28 protein-coding genes and 1 pseudogene are annotated in these 25,933 nt (G+C 63.0%); 19 read left to right on the forward strand and 10 right to left on the reverse strand.

Going from position 1 to position 25,933, the window contains the following annotated elements:
• Positions 1–53: 53 nt before the first annotated feature.
• Positions 54–476 (reverse strand): nucleoside-diphosphate kinase, encoded by a 423-nt coding sequence (gene ndk, locus FJW03_RS05095; RefSeq protein ID WP_140765576.1) that lies wholly within the window; start codon positions 474–476, stop codon positions 54–56.
• Positions 477–839: 363 nt separating this feature from the next.
• On the opposite strand from ndk, the gene FJW03_RS05100 reads away from it, so the two are divergent.
• Complete coding sequence (locus tag FJW03_RS05100; protein ID WP_226890590.1) at positions 840–1,094, forward strand: DUF2934 domain-containing protein; 255 nt, start codon at positions 840–842, stop codon at positions 1,092–1,094.
• A 69-nt stretch (positions 1,095–1,163) separates the two neighbouring features.
• Here the strand turns inward: FJW03_RS05100 and FJW03_RS05105 are convergent, their stop codons facing one another.
• Positions 1,164–1,856: a glutathione S-transferase family protein gene (locus FJW03_RS05105; RefSeq protein ID WP_140765580.1), complete on the reverse strand. Its 693-nt coding sequence runs from the start codon at positions 1,854–1,856 to the stop codon at positions 1,164–1,166.
• A 57-nt stretch (positions 1,857–1,913) separates the two neighbouring features.
• Here FJW03_RS05105 and FJW03_RS05110 point away from each other — a divergent pair, with 57 nt between their 5' ends.
• On the forward strand, positions 1,914–2,426 hold the full coding sequence (locus tag FJW03_RS05110; RefSeq protein WP_140765582.1) for a DinB family protein: 513 nt from the start codon (positions 1,914–1,916) through the stop codon (positions 2,424–2,426).
• A 55-nt stretch (positions 2,427–2,481) separates the two neighbouring features.
• On the opposite strand, the gene FJW03_RS05115 is transcribed toward FJW03_RS05110, so the two are convergent.
• Positions 2,482–3,441 carry a LysR substrate-binding domain-containing protein gene (locus tag FJW03_RS05115; RefSeq protein WP_140610809.1) on the reverse strand — a complete coding sequence of 320 codons (960 nt, stop codon included), beginning with the start codon at positions 3,439–3,441 and terminating at the stop codon, positions 2,482–2,484.
• Positions 3,442–3,553: 112 nt separating this feature from the next.
• Here FJW03_RS05115 and FJW03_RS05120 point away from each other — a divergent pair, with 112 nt between their 5' ends.
• The 6 genes from FJW03_RS05120 (at position 3,554) to FJW03_RS05145 (ending at position 10,424) form a co-directional block, all read left to right on the forward strand.
• On the forward strand, positions 3,554–4,387 hold the full coding sequence (locus FJW03_RS05120; RefSeq protein WP_181165653.1) for a hypothetical protein: 834 nt from the start codon (positions 3,554–3,556) through the stop codon (positions 4,385–4,387).
• A gap of 59 nt (positions 4,388–4,446) precedes the next feature.
• Positions 4,447–5,385, forward strand: a complete 939-nt coding sequence (locus tag FJW03_RS05125) for a DMT family transporter (RefSeq protein ID WP_226890591.1) — start codon at positions 4,447–4,449, stop codon at positions 5,383–5,385.
• Positions 5,378–5,581: a hypothetical protein gene (locus FJW03_RS05130; protein ID WP_140610807.1), complete on the forward strand. Its 204-nt coding sequence runs from the start codon at positions 5,378–5,380 to the stop codon at positions 5,579–5,581. The genes FJW03_RS05125 and FJW03_RS05130 overlap by 8 nt, the downstream gene beginning before the upstream one ends.
• Positions 5,582–5,733: 152 nt before the next feature.
• Complete coding sequence (locus FJW03_RS05135) at positions 5,734–6,195, forward strand: MucR family transcriptional regulator (protein ID WP_181165652.1); 462 nt, start codon at positions 5,734–5,736, stop codon at positions 6,193–6,195.
• Between the two features lie 137 nt (positions 6,196–6,332).
• Positions 6,333–8,210, forward strand: a complete 1,878-nt coding sequence (locus tag FJW03_RS05140; protein ID WP_140610806.1) for an ABC-F family ATP-binding cassette domain-containing protein — start codon at positions 6,333–6,335, stop codon at positions 8,208–8,210.
• A 90-nt stretch (positions 8,211–8,300) separates the two neighbouring features.
• Positions 8,301–10,424: a molybdopterin-dependent oxidoreductase gene (locus FJW03_RS05145; protein WP_140765584.1), complete on the forward strand. Its 2,124-nt coding sequence runs from the start codon at positions 8,301–8,303 to the stop codon at positions 10,422–10,424.
• Between the two features lie 99 nt (positions 10,425–10,523).
• On the opposite strand, the gene FJW03_RS05150 is transcribed toward FJW03_RS05145, so the two are convergent.
• Positions 10,524–11,666, reverse strand: a complete 1,143-nt coding sequence (locus tag FJW03_RS05150) for a flavin-containing monooxygenase (RefSeq protein WP_140610804.1) — start codon at positions 11,664–11,666, stop codon at positions 10,524–10,526.
• A gap of 79 nt (positions 11,667–11,745) precedes the next feature.
• The gene (locus FJW03_RS05155; protein ID WP_140610803.1) at positions 11,746–12,234 is read right to left on the reverse strand and encodes an Lrp/AsnC family transcriptional regulator; all 489 of its coding nucleotides are present in this window, start codon (positions 12,232–12,234) and stop codon (positions 11,746–11,748) included.
• 94 nt (positions 12,235–12,328) lie between these two features.
• Here FJW03_RS05155 and FJW03_RS05160 point away from each other — a divergent pair, with 94 nt between their 5' ends.
• From FJW03_RS05160 to FJW03_RS05175, 4 genes are all read left to right on the forward strand, one after another.
• Positions 12,329–13,537: a diaminopropionate ammonia-lyase gene (locus FJW03_RS05160; protein WP_140765586.1), complete on the forward strand. Its 1,209-nt coding sequence runs from the start codon at positions 12,329–12,331 to the stop codon at positions 13,535–13,537.
• Complete coding sequence (locus FJW03_RS05165) at positions 13,534–14,766, forward strand: Zn-dependent hydrolase (RefSeq protein ID WP_140765588.1); 1,233 nt, start codon at positions 13,534–13,536, stop codon at positions 14,764–14,766. The genes FJW03_RS05160 and FJW03_RS05165 overlap by 4 nt, the downstream gene beginning before the upstream one ends.
• Before the next feature lie 4 nt (positions 14,767–14,770).
• Entirely contained in the window at positions 14,771–15,931 is a 1,161-nt protein-coding gene (locus FJW03_RS05170; RefSeq protein ID WP_140765590.1) for a M20 aminoacylase family protein, read from the forward strand.
• A gap of 323 nt (positions 15,932–16,254) precedes the next feature.
• Positions 16,255–16,428, forward strand: coding sequence for a hypothetical protein (locus FJW03_RS05175; protein ID WP_226890592.1), 174 nt, complete (start codon positions 16,255–16,257; stop codon positions 16,426–16,428).
• A gap of 36 nt (positions 16,429–16,464) precedes the next feature.
• On the opposite strand, the gene FJW03_RS05180 is transcribed toward FJW03_RS05175, so the two are convergent.
• On the reverse strand, positions 16,465–16,719 hold the full coding sequence (locus tag FJW03_RS05180) for a hypothetical protein (protein ID WP_140765592.1): 255 nt from the start codon (positions 16,717–16,719) through the stop codon (positions 16,465–16,467).
• A gap of 17 nt (positions 16,720–16,736) precedes the next feature.
• On the opposite strand from FJW03_RS05180, the gene FJW03_RS05185 reads away from it, so the two are divergent.
• The 6 genes and pseudogenes from FJW03_RS05185 to FJW03_RS05210 all read left to right on the forward strand — a co-directional run bounded on the left by FJW03_RS05185 (position 16,737) and on the right by FJW03_RS05210 (position 22,372).
• Positions 16,737–16,910 carry a hypothetical protein gene (locus tag FJW03_RS05185; protein ID WP_181165651.1) on the forward strand — a complete coding sequence of 58 codons (174 nt, stop codon included), beginning with the start codon at positions 16,737–16,739 and terminating at the stop codon, positions 16,908–16,910.
• Between the two features lie 58 nt (positions 16,911–16,968).
• Positions 16,969–19,062 carry an ATP-dependent helicase gene (locus FJW03_RS05190; protein WP_140765594.1) on the forward strand — a complete coding sequence of 698 codons (2,094 nt, stop codon included), beginning with the start codon at positions 16,969–16,971 and terminating at the stop codon, positions 19,060–19,062.
• Positions 19,063–19,142: 80 nt separating this feature from the next.
• Positions 19,143–19,378: pseudogene (locus FJW03_RS05195) on the forward strand (dihydrodipicolinate reductase C-terminal domain-containing protein); the annotation flags it as partial.
• Between the two features lie 157 nt (positions 19,379–19,535).
• Entirely contained in the window at positions 19,536–20,552 is a 1,017-nt protein-coding gene (locus tag FJW03_RS05200) for an ABC transporter substrate-binding protein (protein ID WP_140765596.1), read from the forward strand.
• A 105-nt stretch (positions 20,553–20,657) separates the two neighbouring features.
• The gene (locus FJW03_RS05205) at positions 20,658–21,482 is read left to right on the forward strand and encodes an ABC transporter ATP-binding protein (RefSeq protein ID WP_140765598.1); all 825 of its coding nucleotides are present in this window, start codon (positions 20,658–20,660) and stop codon (positions 21,480–21,482) included.
• 11 nt (positions 21,483–21,493) lie between these two features.
• Positions 21,494–22,372 carry an ABC transporter permease gene (locus FJW03_RS05210; protein ID WP_140765600.1) on the forward strand — a complete coding sequence of 293 codons (879 nt, stop codon included), beginning with the start codon at positions 21,494–21,496 and terminating at the stop codon, positions 22,370–22,372.
• Positions 22,373–22,399: 27 nt separating this feature from the next.
• On the opposite strand, the gene FJW03_RS05215 is transcribed toward FJW03_RS05210, so the two are convergent.
• On the reverse strand, positions 22,400–23,755 hold the full coding sequence (locus tag FJW03_RS05215) for a sensor histidine kinase (RefSeq protein ID WP_140765602.1): 1,356 nt from the start codon (positions 23,753–23,755) through the stop codon (positions 22,400–22,402).
• A gap of 36 nt (positions 23,756–23,791) precedes the next feature.
• Positions 23,792–24,460, reverse strand: a complete 669-nt coding sequence (locus tag FJW03_RS05220) for a response regulator (RefSeq protein WP_140765604.1) — start codon at positions 24,458–24,460, stop codon at positions 23,792–23,794.
• A gap of 341 nt (positions 24,461–24,801) precedes the next feature.
• Between FJW03_RS05220 and FJW03_RS05225 the strand changes: the two genes are divergently transcribed.
• Positions 24,802–25,044, forward strand: coding sequence for a DUF680 domain-containing protein (locus tag FJW03_RS05225; RefSeq protein ID WP_140610793.1), 243 nt, complete (start codon positions 24,802–24,804; stop codon positions 25,042–25,044).
• 35 nt (positions 25,045–25,079) lie between these two features.
• On the opposite strand, the gene FJW03_RS05230 is transcribed toward FJW03_RS05225, so the two are convergent.
• Both FJW03_RS05230 and FJW03_RS05235 read right to left on the reverse strand, forming a co-directional pair.
• On the reverse strand, positions 25,080–25,589 hold the full coding sequence (locus FJW03_RS05230) for a SixA phosphatase family protein (RefSeq protein WP_140611381.1): 510 nt from the start codon (positions 25,587–25,589) through the stop codon (positions 25,080–25,082).
• A gap of 9 nt (positions 25,590–25,598) precedes the next feature.
• The gene (locus tag FJW03_RS05235) at positions 25,599–25,931 is read right to left on the reverse strand and encodes a hypothetical protein (RefSeq protein ID WP_140611379.1); all 333 of its coding nucleotides are present in this window, start codon (positions 25,929–25,931) and stop codon (positions 25,599–25,601) included.
• Positions 25,932–25,933: the final 2 nt, after the last annotated feature.

A 25,933-nucleotide genomic window follows, 5' to 3' on the forward strand; every position in this document is an offset into this window, starting at 1 on the left:
AAGGCCAGCATTTCGCCGGCCTTTCAGCATGATTTGCGATATGGGCTACCGGCTCAGCCGACGATTTCGGTGTCCGAGAACCAGTACTTGATCTCCTGCGCGGCGGTTTCCGGCGCGTCGGAGCCGTGCACCGAATTCTCGCCGATCGACAGCGCATGCACCTTGCGGATGGTGCCTTCGGCAGCGTTGGCCGGGTTGGTGGCGCCCATCACTTCGCGGTTCTTGGCAATGGCATTCTCGCCTTCCAGCACCTGGACGATCGTCGGTGCCGACGACATGAACTCGACCAGTTCGCCGAAGAACGGGCGGTCCTTGTGGACGGAATAAAAACCCTCAGCCTCACGGCGGCTCATCCACACCCGGCGCGAAGCGATGACGCGCAGACCGGCGTCTTCGAGCATCTTGGTGATGGCGCCGGTGAGGTTGCGCCGCGTTGCGTCCGGCTTGATCATCGAGAAGGTGCGTTCGAGCGCCATGGGTCGTCCTTGTCTGGAGAATGGAATGGAGAGTGGCGGGCTCTATACAAGCCGCCCGGCCCATTGCCAAGGGGTGAGGCCAAAGGATGAGGAATGGTCCACGAAACGGACGGGAAGGCGATTGCCTGGCTTTCCGAATGACGAATGGTGATTGAAAGGTCCGGTGGACCTTTCGAAGGACCCTGAACGCCCGAGGGCAGGGAGCGACAGCGCAGGGCACGCCATGCGGCGGGTTGAAGTTCAGATCGATGCCGACGAGCTGCAAGGCAAGTTGAGACCAAATGGCTGCAATATCAGGCTTTGCTTGCTATAGTCGCGTCTCGGCGCCGCGCTGAAGTCGGCCCGAATGGAGACAGTATGACCATGGCAGACGATCGTCAGGAGCGCATTCGCAACCGAGCCCATAAGATCTGGCAGGAAGAGGGGCAACCGGCCGGCCAGCACGAACGCCACTGGCATCAGGCGACAGCCGACATCGACCGGGAAGATGCTACGGGAACGTCGTCGGCAGCCAAAAAGCCCGCCAAGAAGGCAACGGGCGCTGTCAAGGCAAAAGCCGAGCCCAAGGAGGCGAAGGCCGCCAAGAAGACCAGCAAGCCAAAAAAGGCAGCCAAGTAGGCCTGGCCGTCTCCGCTGCCGGCTCTTTGACGGCAGAGTGACCGCGCTTGCCTTGCGGCAGGTCGGGCGTCAGGCCGCTGCGGCGACCTTTCGCCCGAGCCCGCCATGCAGGTCGAGGCAGCGGTCGAACCATTGTGCCACCACGTCGCCGTCGTCGAGCAGCTGATAGGACGTCGCGATGCGCGCCCATTGCAGCGCGCCGAAGACGATATAGTCGGCAAACAGCGGCGAGGCACCGCCGATGAATGGCTGGTAGCTCAGCATCGAGCGCAACGGCTCCAGCGAAGCCCTGAAAGTGCCGAGCCCGGTTTCGCGCGCAGCCTTCACCTCTTCCAGTTTCTTGCCCAGGCGCTGTTCCCGGCTTTGCCGGAAATACGCGCCATTCGTCTCGTCCTGCATGGCATGCAGATCCACGATCGCCGCAGTGGTCACATAGGGGTGGATGGTCGATTGCGACCAGCGTTCGATGAACCGCGCCATCGCCTTGCCGCCATCGCCGCCAAAAAGCGTGGGACGATCCGGATAGGCCTCCTCGAGATAGAGCGCGATAGCGAAGGAATCGATGACGACCTTGTCGCCGTCGCGGATCACCGGAAGGGTTTTCGAAACGCCGCCTTCGACGGCGGGCACCTCGAGAAAACGCGTCGGCGCGGTCGCGATATCGAGCCCCTTATGGGCCAGCGCCATCGCAGCCTTCCAGCAATGCGGACTGAACGGACGGTTCTCGTCGCGCCCGACGAGATCATAAAGCAGAATGGTCATTGGCGTCGGCCCCTTTGCGGTCTAGGTATCGCCAGAAACGCGGCGGCGGGAGAAGAGATGAAACAGCATTTCATGATGTTTGCGGCGTACAATCAATGGGCCAATGGCCGCATCTATGATGCCGCCGCCGATCTCGATGAAGAAGAATTCAATCGCCATGTCGGCGCTTTCTTCGGCTCGCTGATGGGCACGCTCAACCATCTGCTCGCCGCCGATCGCATATGGATGAAGCGCTTCACCGGCGAAGGCGATGCGCCGACCGCGCTGGACGCAATACTGCACCGCGCCTTGCCGAAGCTGCGGTTGGCGCGCGAGGCAGAGGACCGGCGGATCATCGACTGGCTCGGCGGCTTGGGCGACAAGGCGCTCTCGGGCCGCTTCACCTATATGACCGTATCGGACATGCGCACCGTCTCGCAACGCCTAGCGCCAGCGCTGGCTCATGTCTTCAACCACCAGACCCATCATCGCGGCCAGGCGCATACGATCCTGACGGTTCTCGGCCGCCCTTCCGTCCCGCTTGATCTGGCGCATTTCCAGCGCACTGAAGAGGGAAGGGCCTTTGCCTGATTTCGGTCAGTGAATCCTTCGCGGATTTGTAAAGTCTTGCAGCGCAATTTGACTTTCAGGCAATCTCCAAAGCCAAATCGCTGATTTCGCTATCTAATTGGGATTGCGTCAGAGCCGCCTCCGCCATGACCCATTGTTTGAAGAGCAGCACCTTGCGTGCGGCAAGGCTCTTGTGGGGGGAAACAAAATACCAACCGGCCGTGTTCGGATGATGGACGGCGAAGGGAGCCACCAACCTCGCGGCACGGATGTCGCTGGCCATGTAGGCGCGGTTGGCGACGGCAAAACCCATTCCGGCGTTGGCCGCCTCGTAGGACATCATGCACGAGTCGAAATAGATGCTTTTGGTCTCGCTGAGCACGAAGCTGGCGCCGGCGAAACCAAGCCAGGATTGCCAGTTCTGGGTGCAGGTGTCGGAGTGCAGCAGCGTGAAGTGCTTGAGGTCGTCCGGTGTCACCTTTGACAGCGGCCTGTCGCCGAGAACCTCAAGGAACAGCTTGCGACTGCACACCGGTGTCAGGTCTTCCCGAAACAGCAGATCAGACGGCAGCCCGTTGAAATGGCCGTCGCCATAGCGGATTTCGAGATCGAAATCCGAGGTCGTGAACTCATGCGTCGCGTAGGAGGTCGAGACCCGCATCACGATATCGGGATGTTGCCGCTGGAAAAGCGGCAGACGCGGAAACAGCCAGCGCGCGGCAAAGGTCGGTAGCACGGATATCTTCAGCACATGTTCCTGCGATTGCCCGGTTGCTTCCATGCTGGCAGCGACGATCCGCTCCAGAGCCTCGCGAACGCGCGAGACATAGGTTTCGCCCTCCGGCGTCAACGACACGGCATTGCCACCGCGTTGGAATATCTTGAAGCGCAGCTGGTCCTCCAGGCTCTTGACGCGCTGGCTGACCGCCGAAGCGGTGATGAACTGCTCCTCGCCAGCACGCGTGAAATTCCCGTGCCGTGCAGCACTTTCCACGATTTTCAGCGAATTGAGGTTGACCTGACTGAGCAGACGCACGGTTTTCGACCTTAAGCTGGGCTTACACTAGCACTAGCATTCCTAATTTTACAGGGGGGGCTAATTTAATCGACTGTTTACCAAGTGTTTGCCCCCTTATTGGAGAAGTACAATGAACGCACATACCATCCCCGAGCTGCGTTATGCGATGAGCCGCGAGGCCATCATCGGCCACGAAACCGCCTGGAAAGTGTCGAGTTTCGGCGTCGCGCAGTATCGGCATGGCTATGACCCGGCGCTGCTTGCGGCAATCGAGGAGGCTGCGCTGAAGCTCAAGGCCAGCCATGCCGTGCACAAGCACCTCGATCTGACTTTCATCACCGGCGCCGACCGTTTCATCCCCGAAATCAGGGAGTTGCTGCACGACAAGCTACGCCTGGAACGCCTGTCCGACATGATGGGCACGAAGCTGGAGCCCTATCCGCTGTCGATCGTCGGCTCGACCGTCACCTTCATGAATCCCAGGGACGGCGCCGTCGAATGGCATTGCGACGGCGTTCCGGTCACCGAACTCATTCCGCTGTCGATCAGCGATCCGCTGGTCGGCGGGCATCTCGAAATTTATTGCGACGACTCCGAAACCGGTCGCGCCATCCTTGAATCCGGCCGCGAGATCCCGCGCAACCGCATCATGCGCATCGACCACAAGATGCACTTCGCGACACTCGGGCAGTTCCTTGGCGTCCTGCACCGCACGGCGCCGATCCAGTTCGGCGAGCGTGTCACCCTAGTGCTCAATCAACGCTCGGTCGCCAAGCCCTATGTCGACGACAACAGAATGTTCTATCTTGCCGCGGACAACGATCACGACCGCGAGTGGGTCAACGAGCTGGCCGAAGACGTCTGGACCAACCAGTTGCCCGCCTACCGCCGCTTCGAGGCAGAGCGCCCCGTGCCGGTGCCGCCCGAGGCGCCGGTCCCCGGCGGTGCAAGGGAATCGTGGTGACCAGCCATGGCTCCGTCCGGCCGCAGCCGCCCTTTGCCTCGATGAGCCGGGGGTCAGTCGTGGTTGAAAGACAGGAAGGGAGCCTGTCTCGGGCTGCGCAGAACCAGCCTGGCTCCAGGCTGGCGCTGGCCTTTGCCGCTGGCGCGGTCGCACTTTGGGCGACCAACGCATTGGTCGGCAAGGCGCTGTTGGCAAGTCATCCGGTGTCGCTGGTGCAATGCCTGCAGTTCTGCGGCGCGACCATGGTCTTCGCCTTGATCCGCCTGATCGGCGCCGCGCGGCAACCCGCCATGCCGCGCCATGCGGGTCTCGTCGCGGTACTGGCGCCATTCGTGGTCGGCTTCGTCGGTCTCGTCGGCACCATGATCCTGCAATATGTGGCCTTCGCCTCGATGTCGGTGATCGAGGCGAACCTCGTCGCCTACACCTGGCCTCTGATGGTCGCGGCGGCGGTGATCGCGTTCGAGAGCCCGCAACGACCCACGGTGCTGGGCCTTGCCGCGGCCCTTGGATTTGCCGGCGTCGTGCTTGTCATCTCGGGCGGGCGCGACCATTCCTGGTTTCAGGGCAACCTTGTCGGCTATCTCGCCGCCTTCGGATCGGCGCTGTGCATGGCCTTCTATTCGATCCTGGTGGGGCGGCTCGCCATGTCAGCGGACCGTCTTTTGCTGCCATCCTCATTGATCGGCGTGGCCGTGACATTGCTGTGGTGCGTCCATGACGGCGCAACCTTGCCCGCTGCTGCCGACCTTGCGCTTGGGCTCTATCTTGGTGCTGGCCCGATGGGCTTGGGCTATTATTTCTGGTCGCGGGCCTTGAAGCTTGAAGGCCACGGCAAGGTCGCGGTTGTCGCCTATCTCACCCCGATCGCTTCGACACTGCTTCTGATCTTCTCCGGCGAACGGCTGACGATGACAGCCGTCGCCGGCGCCGTCCTCGTCATTGGCAGTTGTATTGCCGTCGGTGTGGAGCATTCGGAGGCCGAAAATCATGTTTGACGACAACGAACGTCTGGCCCGCAGGGAAGCGCACTGGCTGATCAAGGAATTTGGCGCCGAGGCGCCACTTTACGCGGCGATGAAGGCTGAAAAGGCGATTGAGCAGAAGGATTTCGGGCGTTGTGCCCGTTGGAGGCGTATTCTTGAGATATTGGCTGACGGCCGGACAACCAAGTCTGCTGCCTTGAAGTATTAGATTTTCTAATTTGCCCAATGTCGATTTCCCATAGAAATAGTTGACGTCAAGTCTTGATTCGTTTTGGGGCTAGGCGGTCCGTTGGGGGACGCGGTTCGGGCGATACATCGACAAAAGTCTTCTGTGGGGTGGATGACTTTGTCGCAAATGGGATGAAAGAATTGTCAAATATCGAGGATAAGACCGTTATCGAGCTTACGGCCGATATTGTCTCGGCCTATGTCGGCAACAATCCGCTTCCGGTCTCCGGCCTGCCTGACCTGATCGCCAGTGTCAGCGCCTCGGTTCGAAAACTGGCTGGCGCGGCTGTCGCGGAAAGCCCAAGCCTGGTTCCGGCTGTAAACCCTAAAAAGTCGGTGTTTCCCGACTACATTGTCTGCCTGGAGGACGGCAAGAAGTTCAAGTCGCTCAAGCGACACCTCAGGACAGACTATGGCCTGAGCCCGGATGACTATCGGGCCAAATGGGGTCTGCCGCCGGACTATCCAATGGTCGCGCCGAACTATTCGGCCACCAGGTCCGCGCTCGCGAAGTCGACGGGACTTGGCCGCAAGCCGGCCGCGGCGCCGGCCAACGTGGCCAAGGCGACGAAGCGTGGCAAGGCGACCGCCTGAGGTTCTGCTGGCCGGTATGGCAGGCCACTGAGCAGCTGCCCTGACGGCGCAATTGCGCGCGCCGTTTTCGGGCCTTGTGCGTTCAACTGGCCCGCTGGGTCTTGCGAAGCGTTGATGTCCGGTGCAAAAGCGCCGCCATGCTGATCATCAACGACCTTTCACTCCGCATGGCGGGGCGCCTGCTTCTCGACCACGCCTCGCTGACGTTGCCGGCCGGCACCAAAGCCGGCCTTGTCGGCCGCAACGGCACCGGCAAGACGACGCTGTTCAAGGCGATCACCGGCGATTTTCCCTCCGAGACCGGCTCGATCAGCCTGCCGAAGAACACGCGCATCGGTCAGGTGGCGCAGGAGGCACCCGGCACCGAGGAGCCGCTGATCGAAATCGTGCTCAAGGCCGATGTCGAGCGCACGGCGCTGCTCGAAGAGGAAAAGACGGCGACCGATCCGCACCGGATTGCCGATATCCATATGCGGCTGGCCGACATCGATGCGCATTCGGCCGAGTCTCGCGCGGCCACCATCCTGGCCGGCCTCGGCTTCGATGATGCGGCACAGCGCCGCCCGGCTTCGTCCTTCTCCGGCGGCTGGCGCATGCGCGTGGCGCTGGCCGCTGTGCTGTTTTCCGAGCCCGATCTTCTGCTGCTCGACGAGCCAACCAACTATCTCGACCTCGAAGGCACGTTGTGGCTGGAAAACTATGTGTCGAAGTATCCGCACACCGTGCTTTTGATTTCGCACGACCGTGACCTGCTCAATCGTGCCGTCAACTCCATCGTTCATCTCGACCAGAAGAAGCTGACTTTCTGGCGCGGTGGCTACGATCAGTTCGAGCGCCAGTATACTGAGCAGAAGGAACTGCAGGAGAAGGGCCGCGTCAAACAGGAAGCCGCCCGCAAGCATATGGAGTCTTTCGTCGAACGATTCCGCGCCAAGGCTTCCAAGGCGAGGCAGGCGCAGTCGCGCATCAAGGCGCTGGAGAAGATGAAGCCGATCGCGGCCATCGTGAACGATTCGGTGCGGCCGTTCTCTTTCCCCGAGCCGGTCAAGACGGTGGCCTCGCCGATCATTGCGCTGAACAATGTCAATGTCGGCTATACGGAGGGCCAGCCGATCCTAAAGAAGATGACGCTGCGCATCGATGCCGACGACCGCATCGCGCTGCTTGGCGCCAACGGCAACGGCAAGTCGACCTTCGCCAAGCTGCTGTCCGGCCGGCTCAAGCAGGAGACCGGCACCATGACAGTGGCGCCCGGGCTGAAAGTGGCGATCTTTGCCCAGCATCAACTCGATGACCTTCGTCCGGAGGAAAATGCCTATGACCATGTCCGACGGCTGATGCCGGAGGCGCCGGAATCGAAGGTGCGCGGCCGTGTCGCCCAGTTCGGTCTGTCGACCGAGAAGATGAACACACCCGCCAAGGATCTCTCGGGCGGCGAGAAGGCGCGGCTCCTGATGGGGCTGTCGGCCTTCGAGGGCCCGAACCTGTTCATCCTCGACGAGCCGACCAACCATCTCGACATCGACAGCCGCGAATCGCTGATCCATGCGCTCAACGAATTTCCCGGCGCCGTGATCCTGATCTCGCACGATCGCCATCTGCTCGAGGCGACCGCCGACCGGCTCTGGCTGGTCAAGGACGGCGCGGTCAACCCGTATGATGGCGACCTGGAAGATTACAAGACGTTGGTCACCGGCGTGTCTGGCGATCGCCGCGAGCGGCGCGAGGCCGACAAGGCGTCAAAGGCCGACCGCCGCCGCGAGGCGGCCCAGCGCCGCGCCGCCTTCGAGCCACTGGCCAAGGAAATCCGCGCCACCGAAGCGTTGATGGATCGCATCCGCAAACGCATCGACGGCATCGAGGACGAATTGGCCAACCCGGCGATCTACGAAAAGGATCCGTCGACCGCGACGCGATTGGCCAAGGAGCGCTCGCAGCTTGCCCAGACCTTGACCGGTCATGAGGAGAAGTGGCTCACCATGTCGGCCGAGTACGAGGAAGGCACGGCGGAGTAGGGGAGCCTCTTCCTTCTCCACAAACAAGGGGAGAAGGGAACGCGCCATCTGGCTCTACACGCCGAGCCCGAAACCCGCTAGACAAACGCCATGAACCAGCACGCCAAGCTCAGGATCGGCCATTCGGCCTGCCCGCATGATTGCCCGTCGACCTGCGCGCTCGAGGTCGAACTGCTCGATGGTAACCGTATCGGCCGTGTCCATGGCGCGAAGGCCAACACTTATACATCCGGCGTCGTCTGCGCCAAGGTCGCGCGCTATGCCGACCGCGTCCATCACCCCGACCGCCTGCTGAAGCCTCTGGTGCGGGCCGGGGCCAAGGGCGACGGGGTCTGGAAGGAAGCAAGTTGGGAGGCCGCCCTCGATCTGGTCGCCGAAAAGTTCGTTGCGGCCGAGGAGAAATACGGCTCGGAGACGGTCTGGCCCTATTTCTACGCCGGCACGATGGGGCTGGTTCAACGGGACGGCATCGAGCGGCTGCGCCACGCCAAGAAATATTCAGGCTTCTTCGCGTCGATCTGCACCAATCTCGCCTGGACTGGCTGGATGATGGGGGCAGGCGCTTTGCGTGGCCCGGACCCACGCGAGATGGCGAAATCCGACTGCGTGGTGATCTGGGGCACCAATGCGGTGGTCACGCAGGTCAACGTGATGACCCACGTCATCAAGGCCCGCAAGGAACGCGGCGCCAAAATCATCGTCATCGATGTCTATGAAAACGCGACCATGAAGCAGGCCGATATGGGCCTGGTCCTGAAGCCCGGCACCGACGGCGCGCTGGCTTGCGCGGTCATGCACGTGCTGTTCAGGGACGGTCTGGCAGACCGCGCCTATCTCGAAAAATACACCGATGACCCTGCCGGGCTGGAAGCACATCTCAAACGCAGGACACCGGAGTGGGCGGCTGAGATCACCGGGCTTTCGGTGGCCGAGATCGAGGCCTTCGCCTGTCTCGTTGGCAGGACGAAAAGGACCTATTTCCGCCTTGGCTACGGCTTTGCCCGCCAGCGTAATGGCGCCGTCAACATGCATGCCGCGTCTTGCATCGCCGCTGTCACCGGCAGCTGGCAATATGAGGGCGGCGGCGCCTTCCATTCCAACTCCGGCATCTTCAAGCTCAACCAGGATGTGCTGGAGGGCACGCGCATGCGCGATCCCTCGATCCGCTATCTCGACCATTCGCGCATAGGCCCGGTGCTGACCGGCGCCAGCGATGCGCTTTATGGCGGCCCGCCGGTAACGGCGATGCTGATCCAGAACACGAATCCGGCGAATGTCGCGCCCGAGCAGCGGCTGGTGAAACAGGGCTTCCTGCGCGAGGACCTGTTCTCTTGCGTGCATGAGCAATTCATGACCGATACGGCCAAGCTTGCCGATGTCGTGCTGCCGGCGACGATGTTCCTCGAGCACGACGATCTCTACAAGGGTGGCGGCAACCAGCACATCACGCTCGGCCCCAAACTGATCGAGCCGCCGGAAGGACCGCGAACCAATCATTTCGTCATCGAACAGCTGGCCGAGCGCCTGGGCGTCGCCGACCGCCCGGGCTTTGGTCTTACCGAGCAGCAGCATATAGACCTCATTCTCGGCAAGCGCGGGCTGGGCAGCTTCGACAGCTTGAAGGAACGGAAGTGGGTCGATCTGCAGCCGGACTTCGAGACCGCCCACTACATCAGGGGCTTTGGCCATCCCGACGGAAAATTCCGCTTCCGCGCCGATTGGACCGGCCAGCCGGCACCCAACCGGCCTCCGAGGAGCATGGGACTGTTTGGCCCCGTGGAACGCCTGCCTGAATTTCCCGACCATGTCGACCTGATCGAGGTGGCGGACGAGGCGCATCCGTTCCGGCTGACGACCTCACCGGCGCGCAATTTCCTCAACTCGACATTCTCGGAGACGCCGGTATCGAAAGCCAAGGAAGGCCGTCCGGAACTGCTCCTCTACCCCGACGATGCCGCCGCGCACGGGCTGACGGTGGGCGACCGTGTCGAGATCGGCAACCAGCGTGGTGAGGTGGTGCTGCACGCCAGATTGTTCGACGGCATCAAGCGCGGTGTCGTGATCGCCGAAGGCATCTGGCCAAACAGCGCGCATGAGCGCGGCGAGGGCATCAACGTGCTGACCGGCGCCGACGCGCCGGCGCCCTATGGTGGTGCCGCCTTCCACGACAACAAGGTCTGGCTGCGCAAGGCGCAAGAACTCGGCGCCGGCTGAAACCGTCAAATGCTTTTGCTGTCGAAGATCGTCGGCATGAAGCTGAAGACAGGGCGCTTCGCGGATTGAGAAGGCAAAGTGCGGCCGCACTGCGCCAAATCACACCGGCAGGGTTTCGGCGGTCTTTTTCCTGTTCAGCCGGAGCCGGATGTCGTCGGCGATCGCCTGCGCTTCGATCGCGATTTCGCGCAGCAATCCGGTGACGGCATTGTGGAAACCAACAAGGTAGAGGCCGAGATCCGAAGCTTGCGCGGTAACGCCACTGCGGTCTGGCTGGACACTGGGCTCCAGGAATTTGGCATAGCCAGGCCGGAAACCGGTGGCGAAGATGATCGTGTCGAATTCGCTGTGCTTGCCATCGGCAAAACGGGCGCCGCGTTGCGAGATCTCGCCGATACCGGGCGCAACCTTGATCGCGCCTTCCCGGATCTTGCCGATGGTGCCGACATCGATCACCGGTATGCGCGATTCAATCGCAATCTGTTCCAGCAGTCCCCGTCTCGGCCGTTTGAGCCCATATTTCTCTAGCCTGCCCATCACCAGGTCGAGGATGATGGGCAAAAGAACATCATTGAGGCGTTGCGGCCCCAGGCGCGCCGCCATGCCGACCATTTGGATAGGCACGCCGAACAGTTCGCGCGGCACGATATGAACGCCGCCGCGTACGGAAATCGTCGGTCTTGCGCCGCCTTCCGCCAGATCGAGCGCGATCTCCGCGCCGGTGTTGCCCATGCCGATGACCAGCACCGACTGGCCGGCGAAAGGCTTGGCATTGCGGTACTCGGCGCTGTGCAGCGTCAGGCCCTTGAATGTGTCGATGCCAGCAAATCCGGGCCGCAACGGCTCGGCATTGTAGCCCGAGGCGATCACCACATGTCTGGCGCGCAGCGAGCCGGATATCGTGTCCACGCGCCAGCCGCGACCCTCTCGGGTGATCGCCTTCACCGTTTCTCCAAAGCGGGGCTTGACGTCGAACCGCTTCGCATAGGCATCGAGATACTCGACGAAGAGATCGCACGGCACGTAACGTGGATAGTGCTTGGGAAAGGGCACGAAGGGCAGCGACGAATAGCGCTTGGTCGTATGCAGATGGACGCGCTCGTAATGGCACCGCCAGGCGGGCGCGGCCTGCTGCTCTTTTTCGAGAAGGATGAAGTCAACCCCAGCCTGCCGCAGGCATGCGGCAACGGCAAGGCCCGCCGGGCCCGCACCGATGATGGCAACTGGGGTGGTATCGTCCAATCGCGCCTCCACTGCTCAATTCGCGTCCGGAGCATGTCAAAAGCATGGCAGAGCTGGCTTCAGCTGCGTCAGGCAAGGTTCAATCCGGCAACGGCACCGTCAGCCCCACCTTGACGCGATCCATGGCCACGAAGGTGCGGAACTTGCGGACATTGTTGCTGCCGAAGAACAGCTTTCGCGTCAGCGCCTCATAGGCGCCCATGTCTGCCACGGTGATGACGAGGATGAAATCGGCCTCACCCGTCACATAGTAGCATTGCTGCACTTCGGCCGCCGCCGAGAACTGCCGCTTGGCCGCGTCGATCAGCTCGGTGCGTTCGCTCTCGAGCTCCACTTCGACGAAGATGGTGATCGGCTGGCCGACGGCCGCCGGATCGACCACCGCGACATTGCTTGCAATGACCCCGGTCTGCTCCATGCGCTTGATGCGGCGCTGCACCGCCGGTGCCGACAGGTTGACCGCTTCGCCGATCAGCCGCTGCGGCGTGGTGTTGTCCCGCTGCAGGATGGCAAGGATGGCGAGATCGAAGCTGTCGAGTGAGAGGAGCGATGGAGACAATGGAGACATCCTGGCGAAACAAACTTGCATTCCGGAGGGTCAATTACAGCGCTTTTTGCGCCGATCCTGCAATATATTCTCAGCGACCCAAAGGAGAGCGCCAGTGTTCCTGCTCAACCGCAATGCCTTGCACCGCCAGCCACTCACCGCCGCCGATGCCGAAACGCTTGGGGTCGCCGGGGCGGACATCGTCGAGCATTTTCTTGCTCATCGCGACAATCACCTGATAACCCCGCTGCACGGGCTGCCGGCGTTGGCTGCCGAACTCGGCCTCGGTGCCTTGCATGTCAAGGACGAGGGCTTTCGTCTCGGCCTTGGCAGCTTCAAGGCGCTGGGTGGTGCCTATGCCGTCTTCCGCCTTGTGCTGGAGGAGGCGGAGAAGCGGCTTGGCCGCCCTGTCGATGTCGGTGATCTCGATCGACCCGATGTTCGCGCTGTCGCCGCGACGATGACGGTTGCCTGTGCCACAGACGGCAATCACGGCCGCTCCGTCGCGCAAGGTGCTGAGCTTGCCGGTGCCAAGGCCGTGATCTTTGTCCATTCCGGTGTCAGCCAGGAGCGGATTGCGGCAATAGCCCGCTACGGTGCGGAGATGGTCCGTGTCGATGGAAATTATGACGATTCGGTCAGGCAAGCCGCGAAGGTCGCGGCCGACAGAGGCTGGACCGTGGTGTCGGATACGTCGTGGCCGGGCTATGAGCGCATCCCCGGCCTGGTGATGCAAGGCTATACCGCGATCGTGCGCGAAGCGCTGCGCCAACTCCGGGAACCGCCAACCCACGTTTTCGTCCAGGCGGGTGTCGGCGGCATTGCCGCCGCGGTGGCCGGCCATCTGGCCATCGTTCTCGGTGACGCCAGGCCGATTTTCACCGTGGTCGAGCCGGCGTGCGCCGCTTGCGTTGTCGCGGCTGCCCAGGCAGGGCGCGTGGTCAAGGTGGCGCACGACCGGCCGACGGTGATGGCCATGCTTGAATGCTATGAAGCCTCGCAAGTCGCCTGGCGCGTGCTGGCACGCACCGCCGACGCCTTCATGACCGTGGATGAGGATGACGCCATCGCGGTGATGCGCCGGCTGGCGCGGCCGGCCGGCAGGGATCCGGCGATCGTCGCCGGTGAAAGCGGTGGCGTCGGCCTCGCCGGACTGATGCGGGCTGCGGCCGAAAACAAGATGGTTCTCGGGCTCGACGGCAAGGCCCGCGTCCTGGTGATCAACACCGAAGGCGCCACCGACCCGCAACGTTATGCCGAACTGGTCGGCACGAGCCCGGCCAACGTGCTGGCCGGCAAGCTGGCTGCCGAGGCAACGCCATGATCGCGATCGATGCACCGCGCCTGCTTGGTCGCATCCGTGAATTGGGCGCTGTTGGTCGCGACGGCGAGGGCAGGCTGATCCGGTTGGCCGCCTCCGACACGGACAGGCTGGGCCGTGACCTCTTCGTCGGCTGGCTGCGCCAGGCCGGGCTTGATGTCGCCATCGACCGCATCGGCAACATCTTCGGCATCTGGCAAAGTGCCGACAATGCAGGCAAGGCACCACTGCTCATCGGCTCGCATATCGACACCGTCATCGATGCCGGCATTTATGACGGTTGCTATGGCGTGCTTGCCGGGCTGGAGGTGATCGAGACGCTGAAGGCATCGGGTCTTCCGCCGTCGCGCCCGCTCGCCGTCGCCGCCTTCACCAATGAGGAGGGCGTGCGCTTCTCTCCCGATATGATGGGCTCGCTGGTCTATGCTGGCGGCATCGATGTCGAAGCGGCACTCGCCGCTGTCGGCACCGATGGCAGCACGCTGGGGCAGGAACTGGCCCGCATCGGCTATGCCGGCGATCGCGAACCGGGCTTTCTCAAGCCGCATATCTATATCGAACTGCATATCGAACAGGGGCCGGTCCTGGAGCGCGAAGGCATTCCGATCGGCGCAGTGGAAAGCGTGCAGGGAATCTCCTGGCAGCGCATCACCATCGATGGTGTCGCCAACCATGCCGGCACCACGCCGATGTCGATGCGCCGCGATGCCGGATACGCCGCGGCACGCGTGGTCACCTTCCTGCATGACCGGGCCGCGGCCTCCAACTCGCCAACGGTTGCCACAGTCGGCACGATGCGCTTCGAGCCGAACGCCATCAATGTCATTCCATCACGCGCTGTCTTCACCGTCGATCTGCGCGATCCCGACGAGCAGCGCCTGCAGGCGGAGGAGGCGGCGCTGGCGGCCTTTCTGGAACAACTCGCCGCCGACGGCATCACCGTGACGGTCGAAAAGCTGGCGCGCTTCGAGCCCGTTGTCTTCGACAGGCAAGTCGTCGAACTGATCGAGGTCGCCGCGAGGAAGCGCGGGCTTGTCTCGAGGCGCATGACCTCGGGCGCGGGCCATGACGCCCAGATGATCGCGCGCATCGCGCCGGCGGCGATGATCTTCGTGCCGAGCGCCGGAGGCATCAGCCACAATCCGCGCGAGCACACCGACGATGCCGAGCTTGTTGCCGGCGCCAATATCCTGCTTGATGTGGTCACCGAACTTGCCGAGTTCGAGGGGTGAGGAAATGGCTGGACTTGATCCCGAAACACTGAAGCGCGAGATGACGGGATGGCGGCGTGACCTGCACGCGCATCCCGAATTCGGTTTCGAGGAGAAACGCACGGCTGCCTTCGTCGCGGCCAAGCTTCGCGAATTCGGCCTGGACGATGTCGTCGAGGGGATCGGCGGCACCGGTGTCGTCGGCACGTTGAAACGCGGCAGCGGCAACCGCGCCATCGCGCTGAGGGCCGACATGGACGCGCTGCGCATCGCCGAGCAATCCACCGCGCCATATCGCTCCGGCAATCCCGGAATCATGCACGCCTGCGGCCATGATGGCCACACAACGATGCTTCTTGGCGCGGCAAAACTGCTGGCCGAGGCGGGTGGTTTCGACGGCACCGTACGCTTCATCTTCCAGCCAGCCGAGGAGTGGGGCAGGGGCGCGCTGGCCATGCTCGACGATGGCCTGATGGAGCGGTTTCCCTTCGACGAGATCTTCGGCTTGCACAATACGCCCGGCCTACCGGTCGGGCATTTCGAGACCCGTGCCGGCCCGGTCATGTCGGCCGAAGACAACTTCGAGATCGTGCTCAGGGGGTTGGGCGGCCACGCTGCGCGGCCGCATTCGGGTAAGGAAACGCTGGTCGCCGCCTGTGCGCTGGTCGTCAATCTGCAGACCATCGTCGCGCGTCGCCTGAGCCCTGCCGACATATCCGTGGTTTCGGTGACCGAACTGGTTACCGACGGCACCCGCAATGCACTGCCCGGTCTTGCCCGCATCCTTGGCGACGCGCGCAGTTTCCGCCCCGAGGTCAGCGCCGAGATCGAACGCCAGATGCGCGTCATCGCCGAAGGCACCGCTGCCGCTTACAATGTCACCGCCGTGGTCAACTATACCAGAGAGTTCGTTGCGCTGCGCAACGATGCCGAACTGGTCGACGCGGCCTTCGCCGCCGCCAAGAACGTCTTCAAGCCGGGCAGTATCGCGGTCGCCCGCGAGCCAATGACGGCGTCGGAGGATTTCGCCCGCTTCCTCGATCACGTGCCCGGCTGCTTCGTCTTCCTCGGCAATGGCGAGGCCTCGGCGCCTTTGCACAATCCGACCTATGACTTCAACGATGAGGGGCTGTTGTTCGGCGCCAATTTCCATGTCGCCATCGCCAGGCAACGGCTTGGGATTTGAACGGTGATGGATACATTCGGCGCGCTTTTGCCGGGGAAAAACGCCCGGGAAAGCCGGAAATCCGCGATGTCGAATGACGCAGGGGCAAGACTCAGCTAGCCTCTGTGTCGCGGCGGACCTGATATCCGCCTGGCCGGCGCTATCAGATTACCTCCCAAGCGGCGCCGGCCTTCTTCCTGGCGTCTCTTGTCTTGCTAAATTAGCAATCCTTAAATTTAGAATGTTCGCCATTGCAGGAAGTTAGGGTTTTGCTGGCATGGAAGCGACGGACTTTCGGGGATGCTTGCAGGACACAGATGCGCGGGCGGAGCTGGATAAAGGCGTTGCGTCAGGAGGAGGCCCTCCAGGTTCGTGCGCGCATCGCCGAGCTCGAAAAAGACCTGACGGCAGCATCCCCAGCCCAAGGCCGTCAGCAACGGCATGAAGCAGGGCATGAATTGCGCAATGCGAAGTTCCGCCTTGAGCGCCTCGAGGAGTGCATCGCGGCGATGCCTTGATGCTCCGGCCCAAATCCTGTTGTACGGAACGCCATCTCAATTGCCGGCACTGCCTGTTTTCGTAACGGAATTGCCGGCGACGTAAGAGCTCTGTCCGGCATCCGGGGCCTTCGTCGGCGGCAGTTTGTTGTCGCAGGCCGAGACAGTCGCCAAACCGATCAAAGCCACCAGAACGAGGCCCAATCTTGGCTTTTTCATCGCTATCGCCTCCAGCCTCACAACGATGCGGTGCCGGTTTGGTTGCGAATTTCGCGTCGGGAACAAAACGTCATATCTGCGGTTGATCTCCATCAAAGGAGAACCGCCGCATGTTTCGTTTGCTTCTGGCAGGCACCTTTGCCTTTCTCGCCTATCGCCTCGCTCGCAAGATAATCGATGAGGTGCCCGATAACGTCGATCCGCTGCTGCTGCCGGCGCCAAAAAGTGATCGCGAGGCACTGCGCCGCCAATCGGCGGCGATGGGTGTCGATCCGAGACGGTAGCCCGTCGTCACGCCCGCTTCTGTGTTGCGAACAAAGCGGAAACGATGCTTGATGGGCGATGAACCTCGCCGCCCGTGATTCGACTCTCTTGGAATCGACCGCCCAGCCCGCCTATCTCGCCCGGCTGAACGATGCACAGCGCCAGGCCGTCGAGCATGGTGACGGCAAGATCGCCGGGCCGCTTTTGGTCATTGCCGGCGCCGGCTCCGGAAAGACCAACACGCTGGCGCATCGTGTCGCTCATCTGATCGTCAAGGGCGCCGACCCGCGCCGCATCCTGCTGATGACCTTTTCGCGGCGCGCCGCATCGGAAATGGCCAGGCGCGTCGAGCGCATCGCCGGCGAGGTGCTTGGCCGCGACGCCGCGGTGATCACCGATGCGCTGGCCTGGGCCGGCACCTTTCACGGCATCGGCGCGCGGCTGTTGCGCGACTATGCGCTGGAGATCGGACTTGATCCGGCCTTCACCATCCATGATCGCGAGGATTCCGCCGATCTGATGAATCTCGTGCGCCATGAACTCGGCTTCTCGAAGACCGAAGCGCGTTTCCCGACCAAGGGCACCTGCCTTGCCATCTACTCGCGCGCCGTCAACGCGCAGACGCCGCTCGGCGAGGTGCTGGGGTCCGCCTTTCCCTGGTGCGCCGGTTGGGCGGAGCAGCTGAAGCAATTGTTCTCCGGCTATGTCGAGGCCAAACAGGCGCAAAACGTGCTCGACTACGACGACCTGCTGCTCTACTGGGCGCAGATGACGGCAGAGCCGGAAATCGCGGCGCATCTGGGCGGACGCTTCGACCATGTGCTTGTCGATGAATACCAGGACACCAACCGGCTGCAGGCTTCTATTCTGATGGCGCTGAAGCCCGACGGCGCCGGGCTGACGGTGGTCGGCGACGACGCGCAGTCGATCTATTCGTTCCGTGCTGCCGAGGTGCGCAATATTCTCGATTTCCCCCGCCAGTTCGCGCAGGCCGCCGACGTGGTCATGCTGGAGCGCAATTACCGCTCGACGGAGACGATTCTCGCAGCCGCCAATGCGGTGATTGGCGAGGCCCCGGAACGCTTCACCAAGAACCTGTGGTCGGAGCGTAAATCCGCCGACAAGCCGAGACTGGTGAGCGTGCGTGACGAGGTCGAGCAGGCCAATTTCGTCTGTGACACAATCCTGGCCGAGCGCGAGGCCGGCACGGCGCTGAAATCGCAGGCGGTGCTGTTTCGCGCCTCGCACCACAGTGGGCCGCTCGAAATCGAGTTGACGCGGCGCAACATCCCCTTCGTCAAGTTCGGAGGCCTGAAGTTCCTCGATGCCGCGCACGTCAAGGATATGCTGGCGGTGCTGCGCTTCGCCGAAAATCCGCGCGACCGCGTCGCCGGCTTTCGGGTGCTGCAGCTCATGCCTGGCATTGGCCCTTCGGCCGCCGGGCAAATCGTCGAGACCATGACAACGGCACTGGACGAGGCGATGGGGCTGGCGGGATGGCGTCCTCCGCAACGCGCGGCGGACGACTGGCCGGGCTTCGTCGATCTCTATTCCGGCCTGCGGGCCGGCGCCAAATGGCCGGCCGATCTCGAACAGGTCAGGCTCTGGTACGAGCCGCATCTGGAGCGTATCCACGAGGATGCGATCACGCGGCGGGCCGACCTGTTGCAGCTCGAGCAGATCGGGTCGGGTTACGTCTCGCGCGAGCGTTTCCTGACCGAACTGACGCTCGATCCGCCGGACGCGACCAGCGATCAGGCCGGACCGCCGCATCGCGACGAGGACTATCTGATCCTGTCGACCATCCATTCGGCCAAGGGCCAGGAGTGGAAGAACGTCTTTGTGCTCAACACGGTCGACGGCTGTATCCCGGCCGATCTCGGCGTCGGCACCAAGGAGGACATCGAGGAAGAGCGCCGGTTGCTCTACGTGGCGATGACGCGGGCCAAGGACAATCTCAGCCTGGTCATGCCGCAGCGCTTCTTTCCGCACGGCCAGGCGGCGCGGGGAGACCGCCATCTCTACGCCTCGCGCACCCGCTTCATCCCGGCTTCGATCCTGGGTGCGTTCCAGCAAATGTCGTGGCCAGGCGTGCAAGCGGCGCAGGGCAGGGCACCCCGGCCGGAGGTGCGCGTCGACATCGGCGCGCGCATGCGCGGCATGTGGAAATAGGCGAAGGCCATGGCGCAACCGCCGGTCAGGATTGCCATCGCCGGCGCGCTGGCTCGCATGGGCCGCCGGATGGCAGAAGCGTCACCGGCGCGCGTCCCGCCGGCGAGATCGGTTTGCGGTGACGCGTGGCGGCAGCATTGTCGGCGAACACAGCGTCGGCTTCTGTGCCGAAGGTGAGCTTTTTACCCTGTCGCATGCGGCCGGCGACCGCGTCATGTTCGCCCGAGGCGCCATTGCCGCTGCACTCTGGGTGGCGGGACGTTCACCGGGCGAGTACGACATGCGCGATGTGCTGGGGCTGAGCGCCCGGACATGAAATTGCGAATATTTTTGCCTCGTGGCTGAAAGCCAGCTGAAAGCTTGGGCATGTCATGACAGTTTTTGCGGTGTCACCGCATGTCCGGCCCACGACGGTCGGCGAGGGAGGAATGCGGCGCGGCTTCACAGCGCGTCGCCCAAATGGAGGAAGTTTTGTGACCGGTTTCATCTCGAAGTGCGCCTTGCGCACAGCCGCCTTGACGCTTGCCATCACCGCCACGGGCGCCACAGTGGCATCGGCGGCCGACGAAAAGATCTCCATCATGGTGGGTGGCTATGAAAAGCAGATTTATCTGCCCGCCAAGCTCACCGAAGCCCTCGGCTACTTCAAGGACGAGGGTCTCGAGGTCGAACTGCTGAATGAACCGGCAGGTGTCGATGCCGAAAACGAAATGCTGGCCGGCGCCGTGCAAGGGGTTGTCGGCTTCTACGATCACTGCATCGACCTGCAGGCAAAGGGAAAGTTCGTCGAGTCCATTGTCCAGTTCAGCCAGGCCCCGGGCGAGGTCGAACTCGTTTCGGCGAAGCATCCCGAAATCAAGTCTCCCGCCGATTTCAAGGGCATGAACCTCGGTGTCACCGGCCTCGGCTCGTCGACGAACTTCCTGACCGAATATCTGGCGGTGAAGAACGGCTTGAAGCTTGGTGAGTTCACCTCGATCCCCGTCGGCGCCGGCGACACATTCATCGCTGCCATGCAACAGGACAAGATCCAGGCCGGCATGACGACCGAACCCACCATCACCCGGCTCCTCAAGACGGGCGAAGCCCGCGTCCTTATCGATATGCGTACGATGGAAGGCACCAAAGCCGCGCTCGGCGGCACATACCCGGCCGCATCTCTCTACATGCAGACCGAGTGGGTCGATGCCCACAAGGATGTGGTACAGAAGCTGGCGAATGCCTTCGTCAAGACGCAGAAGTTCATCAACACCCACAGCGGCGCTGAAATCGCCGACAAGATGCCGAAGGACTACTACGTCGGCGACAAGGAAGCCTACGTGAAGGCCCTGGATGCCGGCAAGGGGATGTTCACCCCCGACGGGATCATGCCCGAAGGCGGCCCGGAGACGGTGTTGACCGTTCTTTCGGCGTTCAAGAAGGAACTGCAAGGCAAGCAGATCGACCTATCCAAGACCTACACGACGGAATTCGTCAAAAACGCCAAGTAATGGACCGTGCCGGCGTGATGCCAGGGCATCGCGCCGGCTGTCCTCAATTTTCGCGTCCGGCGGCCATGGCCGGCGGTGGCGTTTGCTCGAACCAGGAGCTCCACGATGGCCCCTCAAGAAAACGAACAAGACCAGACCACCCCGGCGATTGAACTGATCAATGTCAGCCGCCGCTTCCTTTCGCCCACGGGCAAGTCGCTCACGGCGCTGCGGGATTTCACCATGAGCGTCCGGCGCGGCGAGTTCGTCGCCGTCGTTGGTCCGACCGGTTGCGGAAAATCCACCACGCTCAACCTGATCACCGGATTGGCGACTCCAAGCGCTGGCGAGGTCCGCGTCATGGGCGCGCCCGTCAAGGGCATAGACCCGCGCATCGGCTTCGTATTCCAGACCGACGCGCTGTTTCCCTGGCGCACGGTGATTGACAATGTCATGGCCGGACCACTGTTTCGCGGCAAGCCAAGACCGCAGGCCCAGGCGGCCGCGCGCGACTGGCTGGCACGTGTCGGTCTGGCGCGCTTCGAGCACCACTATCCGCACCAGCTTTCCGGTGGCATGCGCAAGCGCGTGGCGCTGGCGCAGACCTTCATCAACGGCCCCGAGATCTTCCTGATGGACGAACCGTTTTCCGCGCTTGATGTGCAGACGCGTGTCCTCATGCACGAGGAACTGCTGCGTCTATGGTCCGACGCCAAGGCATCGGTGGTCTTCGTCACCCACGATCTTGAGGAAGCGATCGCACTGGCCGACAAGGTCTATGTGCTGACCGCCGGGCCGGCGACGGTGAAGTCGGTCTATACGATCGACCTGCCGCGTCCCCGCATCGTCGCCGACATCCGCTACCAGCAAAGCTTCATCGACTATTCGCGCACCATCTGGGCCGATCTCAAGGAAGAGGTCGAGACCAGCTATGCCCGCGCCGCCGCGTGAAGGAGGACACCATGACCGATGCCGCCATCGACATCAGGGCAGGAAGCTTCCGGCCGGGAACTTCCGACGCCGAAATCGAAGCCGCCGCCGCCAGGGCCGCGCAGCATCGCCGCCGCACGGTGATCTTTTGGCGCTTTGCCATCCTCATCGCCTTCCTCGCCGCCTGGGAAATCGCCGGGCGCAAGGCCTGGATCGACCCGTTCTTCTATGCCACGCCGAGCGCGATCGCACAGAGGCTCTATGAATGGACGACGGAAGGCACGTCCGAAGGGCCGCTCTGGTACCATCTCTATGTCACCATGGAGGAGTCCGTCCTCGGCTTCGTGACCGGCTCCGTCGCCGGCATCCTGATCGGCGTGGCCCTCGGCCGCAACCGCATGGCCGCCGACATCTTTTCCATCTACATCAAGGTGATCAACTCCATTCCCCGCGTCGTGCTGGCACCGATCTTCATCATGATCCTCGGTCTCGGCCTTGCCTCGAAGGTGGCGCTGGCCTTCGTGATGGTGTTCTTCGTCGTCTTCCACAACGCCTTCCAGGGCGTGCGCGAGGCCGATCGCGCGATGATCGCCAATGCTCGCATCCTCGGCGCCTCCGACTGGCAACTGACCCGCTCGGTGATCGTGCCGTCGGCGATGAGCTGGATCTTCGCCAGCCTGCATGTCAGCTTCGGCTTCGCCATCATCGGCGCCATCGTCGGCGAATTTGTCGGGTCGCGCTATGGCATCGGGCTCTTGATCAACATCGCCAAGGGTTCGTTCGATGCCGCCGGCATGTATGCCGCGATCGTCATCATCATGGTGGTGGCGCTGGGTGCGGAATATCTGATGACGATGGTTGAGAACCGGCTGGCGAAATGGCGTCCGCAGCCGTTGCACGAAACGCAGTAAGCGGATCCAAACCGGGCAGGGTTCGCTTTAGCCGCCTGCCAGCGGCAGCCGCACCTCGACCATCAGGCCGCCGGCCGCGCCATCCGCAAGGGTGACGCGGCCGCCGGCATTCTCGACCACCTCGCGCACGATGGCGAGGCCCAGCCCACTGCCTTCCTCGGTCGACCCGGCGATGCGGTAGAAGCGCTCGAACACATGGTCGCGTTCGTCGGCGGGTATGCCTGGCCCGTTGTCGCTGACCGTCAGCACGGCCTCGCCATCGGCGAGGAGCTTGACGGTGACGGTGCCGCCCGCCGGTGTGTAGCGCAGCGCATTGTCGACGAGGTTGACGATCATCTCGCGCAGCATGGTGCCGTCGCCGATGACCGGCACGGCGCCAGTTTCGTCGAGACCCAGATCAATGTTGCGATCGATGGCCCTTGGCGCGTGCGTTTCCAGCACTTGGCGCGCGGCTTCGGTCAGGTCGATGCGGTCGGCGCGTGGCCGCCGGCTGCCCGGCTCGGCGCGCGACAGGGTCAAGAGCTGTTCGGCCAGCCGCGCCAGCCGGCCGGCACTTGCCTGCAGGGCGACAAGCGCTTCCCGGCGCGCATCGACGGCGTTTTCGCGCAGCGCGTAGCTCGCCTGCGTCGACAACAGCGCCAGCGGCGTGCGCAACTGGTGCGCGGCATTGGCGATGAAGCGGCGTTGCGCCGCCATCTGTGCCCGCACCCGCTCCATATAGGCGTTGAGAGCTTCGACCAGCGGCCGGATCTCGTTCTGCGCGCCGGCAACTTCGATCGGGTCGAGCTCGCTGCGTTTCGACGAACGCACGGCGTCGCGCAGCCTGATCAGCGGCGCCAGTCCGCGCCGCAGGCCGAGCAGCACGAAGACGCCGGCAATCGCCACCAGCGCCAGTTGCTGGGCGAAGGCACTGAACCAGAGATGCCGCACCATCGCGTCATGGCCGGCAAGCGTGACGCCGACGGAGACCGTTATCGGCGAATCGGCACCGGCGCCGACCACCGCATGCGTGAATGTAAGCAGCCGCAGCGCCTGGCCGCGGTAGGTAGCTTCCATGCTGGGGTGTCCCGGCGCCTGGGGCAGCCCGGGATAGCCTGTCAGCAGCCGTCCGCCCGCGGTCTCGACACGGTAGTAGACCCTGTCGCGGTCGCCAGTGTCGAACATTTCAAGCGCTGCCGGCGGCACCGTGGCGTTGAGTACCCCGTCGGTCATGGCCACCTGCTCGGCGATCATCCGTGCCGACCCGACCAACATCCGATCCGTGATCAGATCGGCGGTCGCCTGGGCGCTGCGGTGACTGGTCCACAGATTGACGGTGGCAAGCCCGGCGAGCGGCAGCACCACCCAGGCCAGAAGCTGCAGGCGAAGACTGTTAATCCTCATGGCACCAATCGTCATGACGCCCAATCTTCATTGCGCTTAATCCTCATGGCGCAAAAGATAGCCGAGGCCGCGCAAGGTGGCGATCTGGACCCGCGACCCTTCGAGCTTCTTGCGCACACGGTGCACATAGATCTCGATGGCGCTGGGGTCGGCGTCGGTCTCGAAATCATAGATCGCCGCCGACAGGGCGGCCTTGCTCACGGTTCGCCCGGCCTTGACCATCAATTGTTCAAGCACCGCGTGTTCGCGCGGCGTCAGTGACAGTGTCTCGCCAGCGAGCGAAAACAGCCTCGTGTTGGTGTCGAAGACGAGATCGCCACAGGCAACGACAGGCGCGGTCCGGTCGTTGGCGCGCCGCAACTGCACGCGGATGCGCGCTTCGAGTTCCTCGATCTGGAAGGGTTTGGCCAGATAGTCGTCGGCGCCTTCGTTGAGACCCTTGACCCGTCCGTCGAGGCTGGCGTTGGCGGTCAGCACGATCACCGGCACCCGGTTGCCGCGTGCCCGCAGCATGCGCAGCACCTCCAGCCCGCTCATGCGCGGCAGCGCAAGGTCGAGGATGACCAGCGCATGGTCGCCGGCCACAAGCGCATGCTCGACATCCTCGCCGTCATGGACGATGTCGACCACATAGTTTGCCTGACGCAAGGTCTTGCCCAGCCAATCCGCCAGTTCGCGATTGTCCTCGACAAGCAGCAGCCGCATTTCTCTAACTCTGTCCCGGGCAGCACTTCATGCTGAATTCCGTCCTCTTCTTTGACCGGCACAGCCGGATCGCGTCCCATTGATGGGCGTCCGCAAGCGATAATATCGATCCCGTCGCAAGGCAAATGCGGGAGATCGAAGAACCGTGTGGTGGGCTTGGCCCGCCGCTCTTGCTTCTGCGCAAGAGGGCAGTCCCGGCCGGTATCGTCTTGAGCGCCGGTCTTCGCGCTCGGCACCAAAAAGCTTCCACTTCGAGGAATAAAACCGGACGGCCTCGGGTCTTGTCCTCAGCGGAACCGTCCTCCCAAGACGCCGCCTAACGAATGAAACAGGAGATTGAAATGAACAAGATCGCTCTGGCTATCGCCGCCATCCTCGTTGCTGCCGGCGCCGCCTTTGCCGGCAGTGACCATTATGGTTCGGACACTGCCAACCAGCCGCTTGCTGCGGTAGCCGGCGTCGATCATGCCGTCACCGGCGCGGTCAAGACTGCGGACATGGCCGGGCACAAGGCAGCAGCCGATACCAAGATGAAGACCACCACCGACTGGCCGGAACCGGGCCAGGGCATCTGGGGGAACTGACGTCTTGAGACGGTGTGCAGCAGGCTTGACGGAGTCTAGCTCAGATCCTTCGGGCGCAGGCAATGTGTCAACCGCGCCGACGACAGGCCAGACCAGTCGCCCTCGAAGACGAAGCGCGCAAGCGCCGCTGTCGGGAACTTTTCCTCCAGCCTCTTGCGCGCCTTGATCTCCGACGTTGGCGCGGCAAGCTGTTTCGCCAGGTTCTCCAGGCCTGGATTGTGGCCAACCACCACCAGACAACCGCTCGACGGGTCGGCTTGACGAATCTGGCCCAGAATATCGGCTGCTGAAGCTTCGTAGAGCGCTTCGGCGAACGCCACCCGCGGGTGCACGGGCAACTCTGCCGCCACCAGCCGCCAGGTGTCGCGGGTGCGCAGCGCCGGCGATACCAGCGCCAATTGCGGCAGCCAGTCGCGCGCCGCAAGCTCGCGGCCCATCAATCGGGCGGCCTTCAACCCGCGATCGGCCACGGGCCGGTCGAAATCATCGAGATCAGGGTCGTCCCAGCTCGATTTGGCATGGCGAAGCAAGAGAAGTTGTTTCATCGGCATTTGTCAGGACCAGGGAATCGAGGCATTGAAATCCTTGCCATGTCCGCCACCGTACTTCGCGCCTGTGGCAGCATCAAAGGCGGCTGTCAGGACGCCGAAGACAAACAGGCCCACACGTTGCTCGTCCCGATCCCACCTGACGGCGACATCTGCCTCGGTGATCGCCCACGCGCCTGAGCGAATGTGAATCACGCCAATGATCGGTCCAACCGCCTGGCCCTCGATTTCGCTCAGATAAAAATAGGCCGTAGCGTTTTGTGGTCCATCGGCCTCATCGTACTCGAAGACACCGGCGAGGTCGCCTTTTCTTCGCATTGAACTGTCGAAGATGTCCAAGA

This window comes from Mesorhizobium sp. B4-1-4 (assembly GCF_006439395.2).
In the GTDB taxonomy this organism is placed as follows: domain Bacteria; phylum Pseudomonadota; class Alphaproteobacteria; order Rhizobiales; family Rhizobiaceae; genus Mesorhizobium.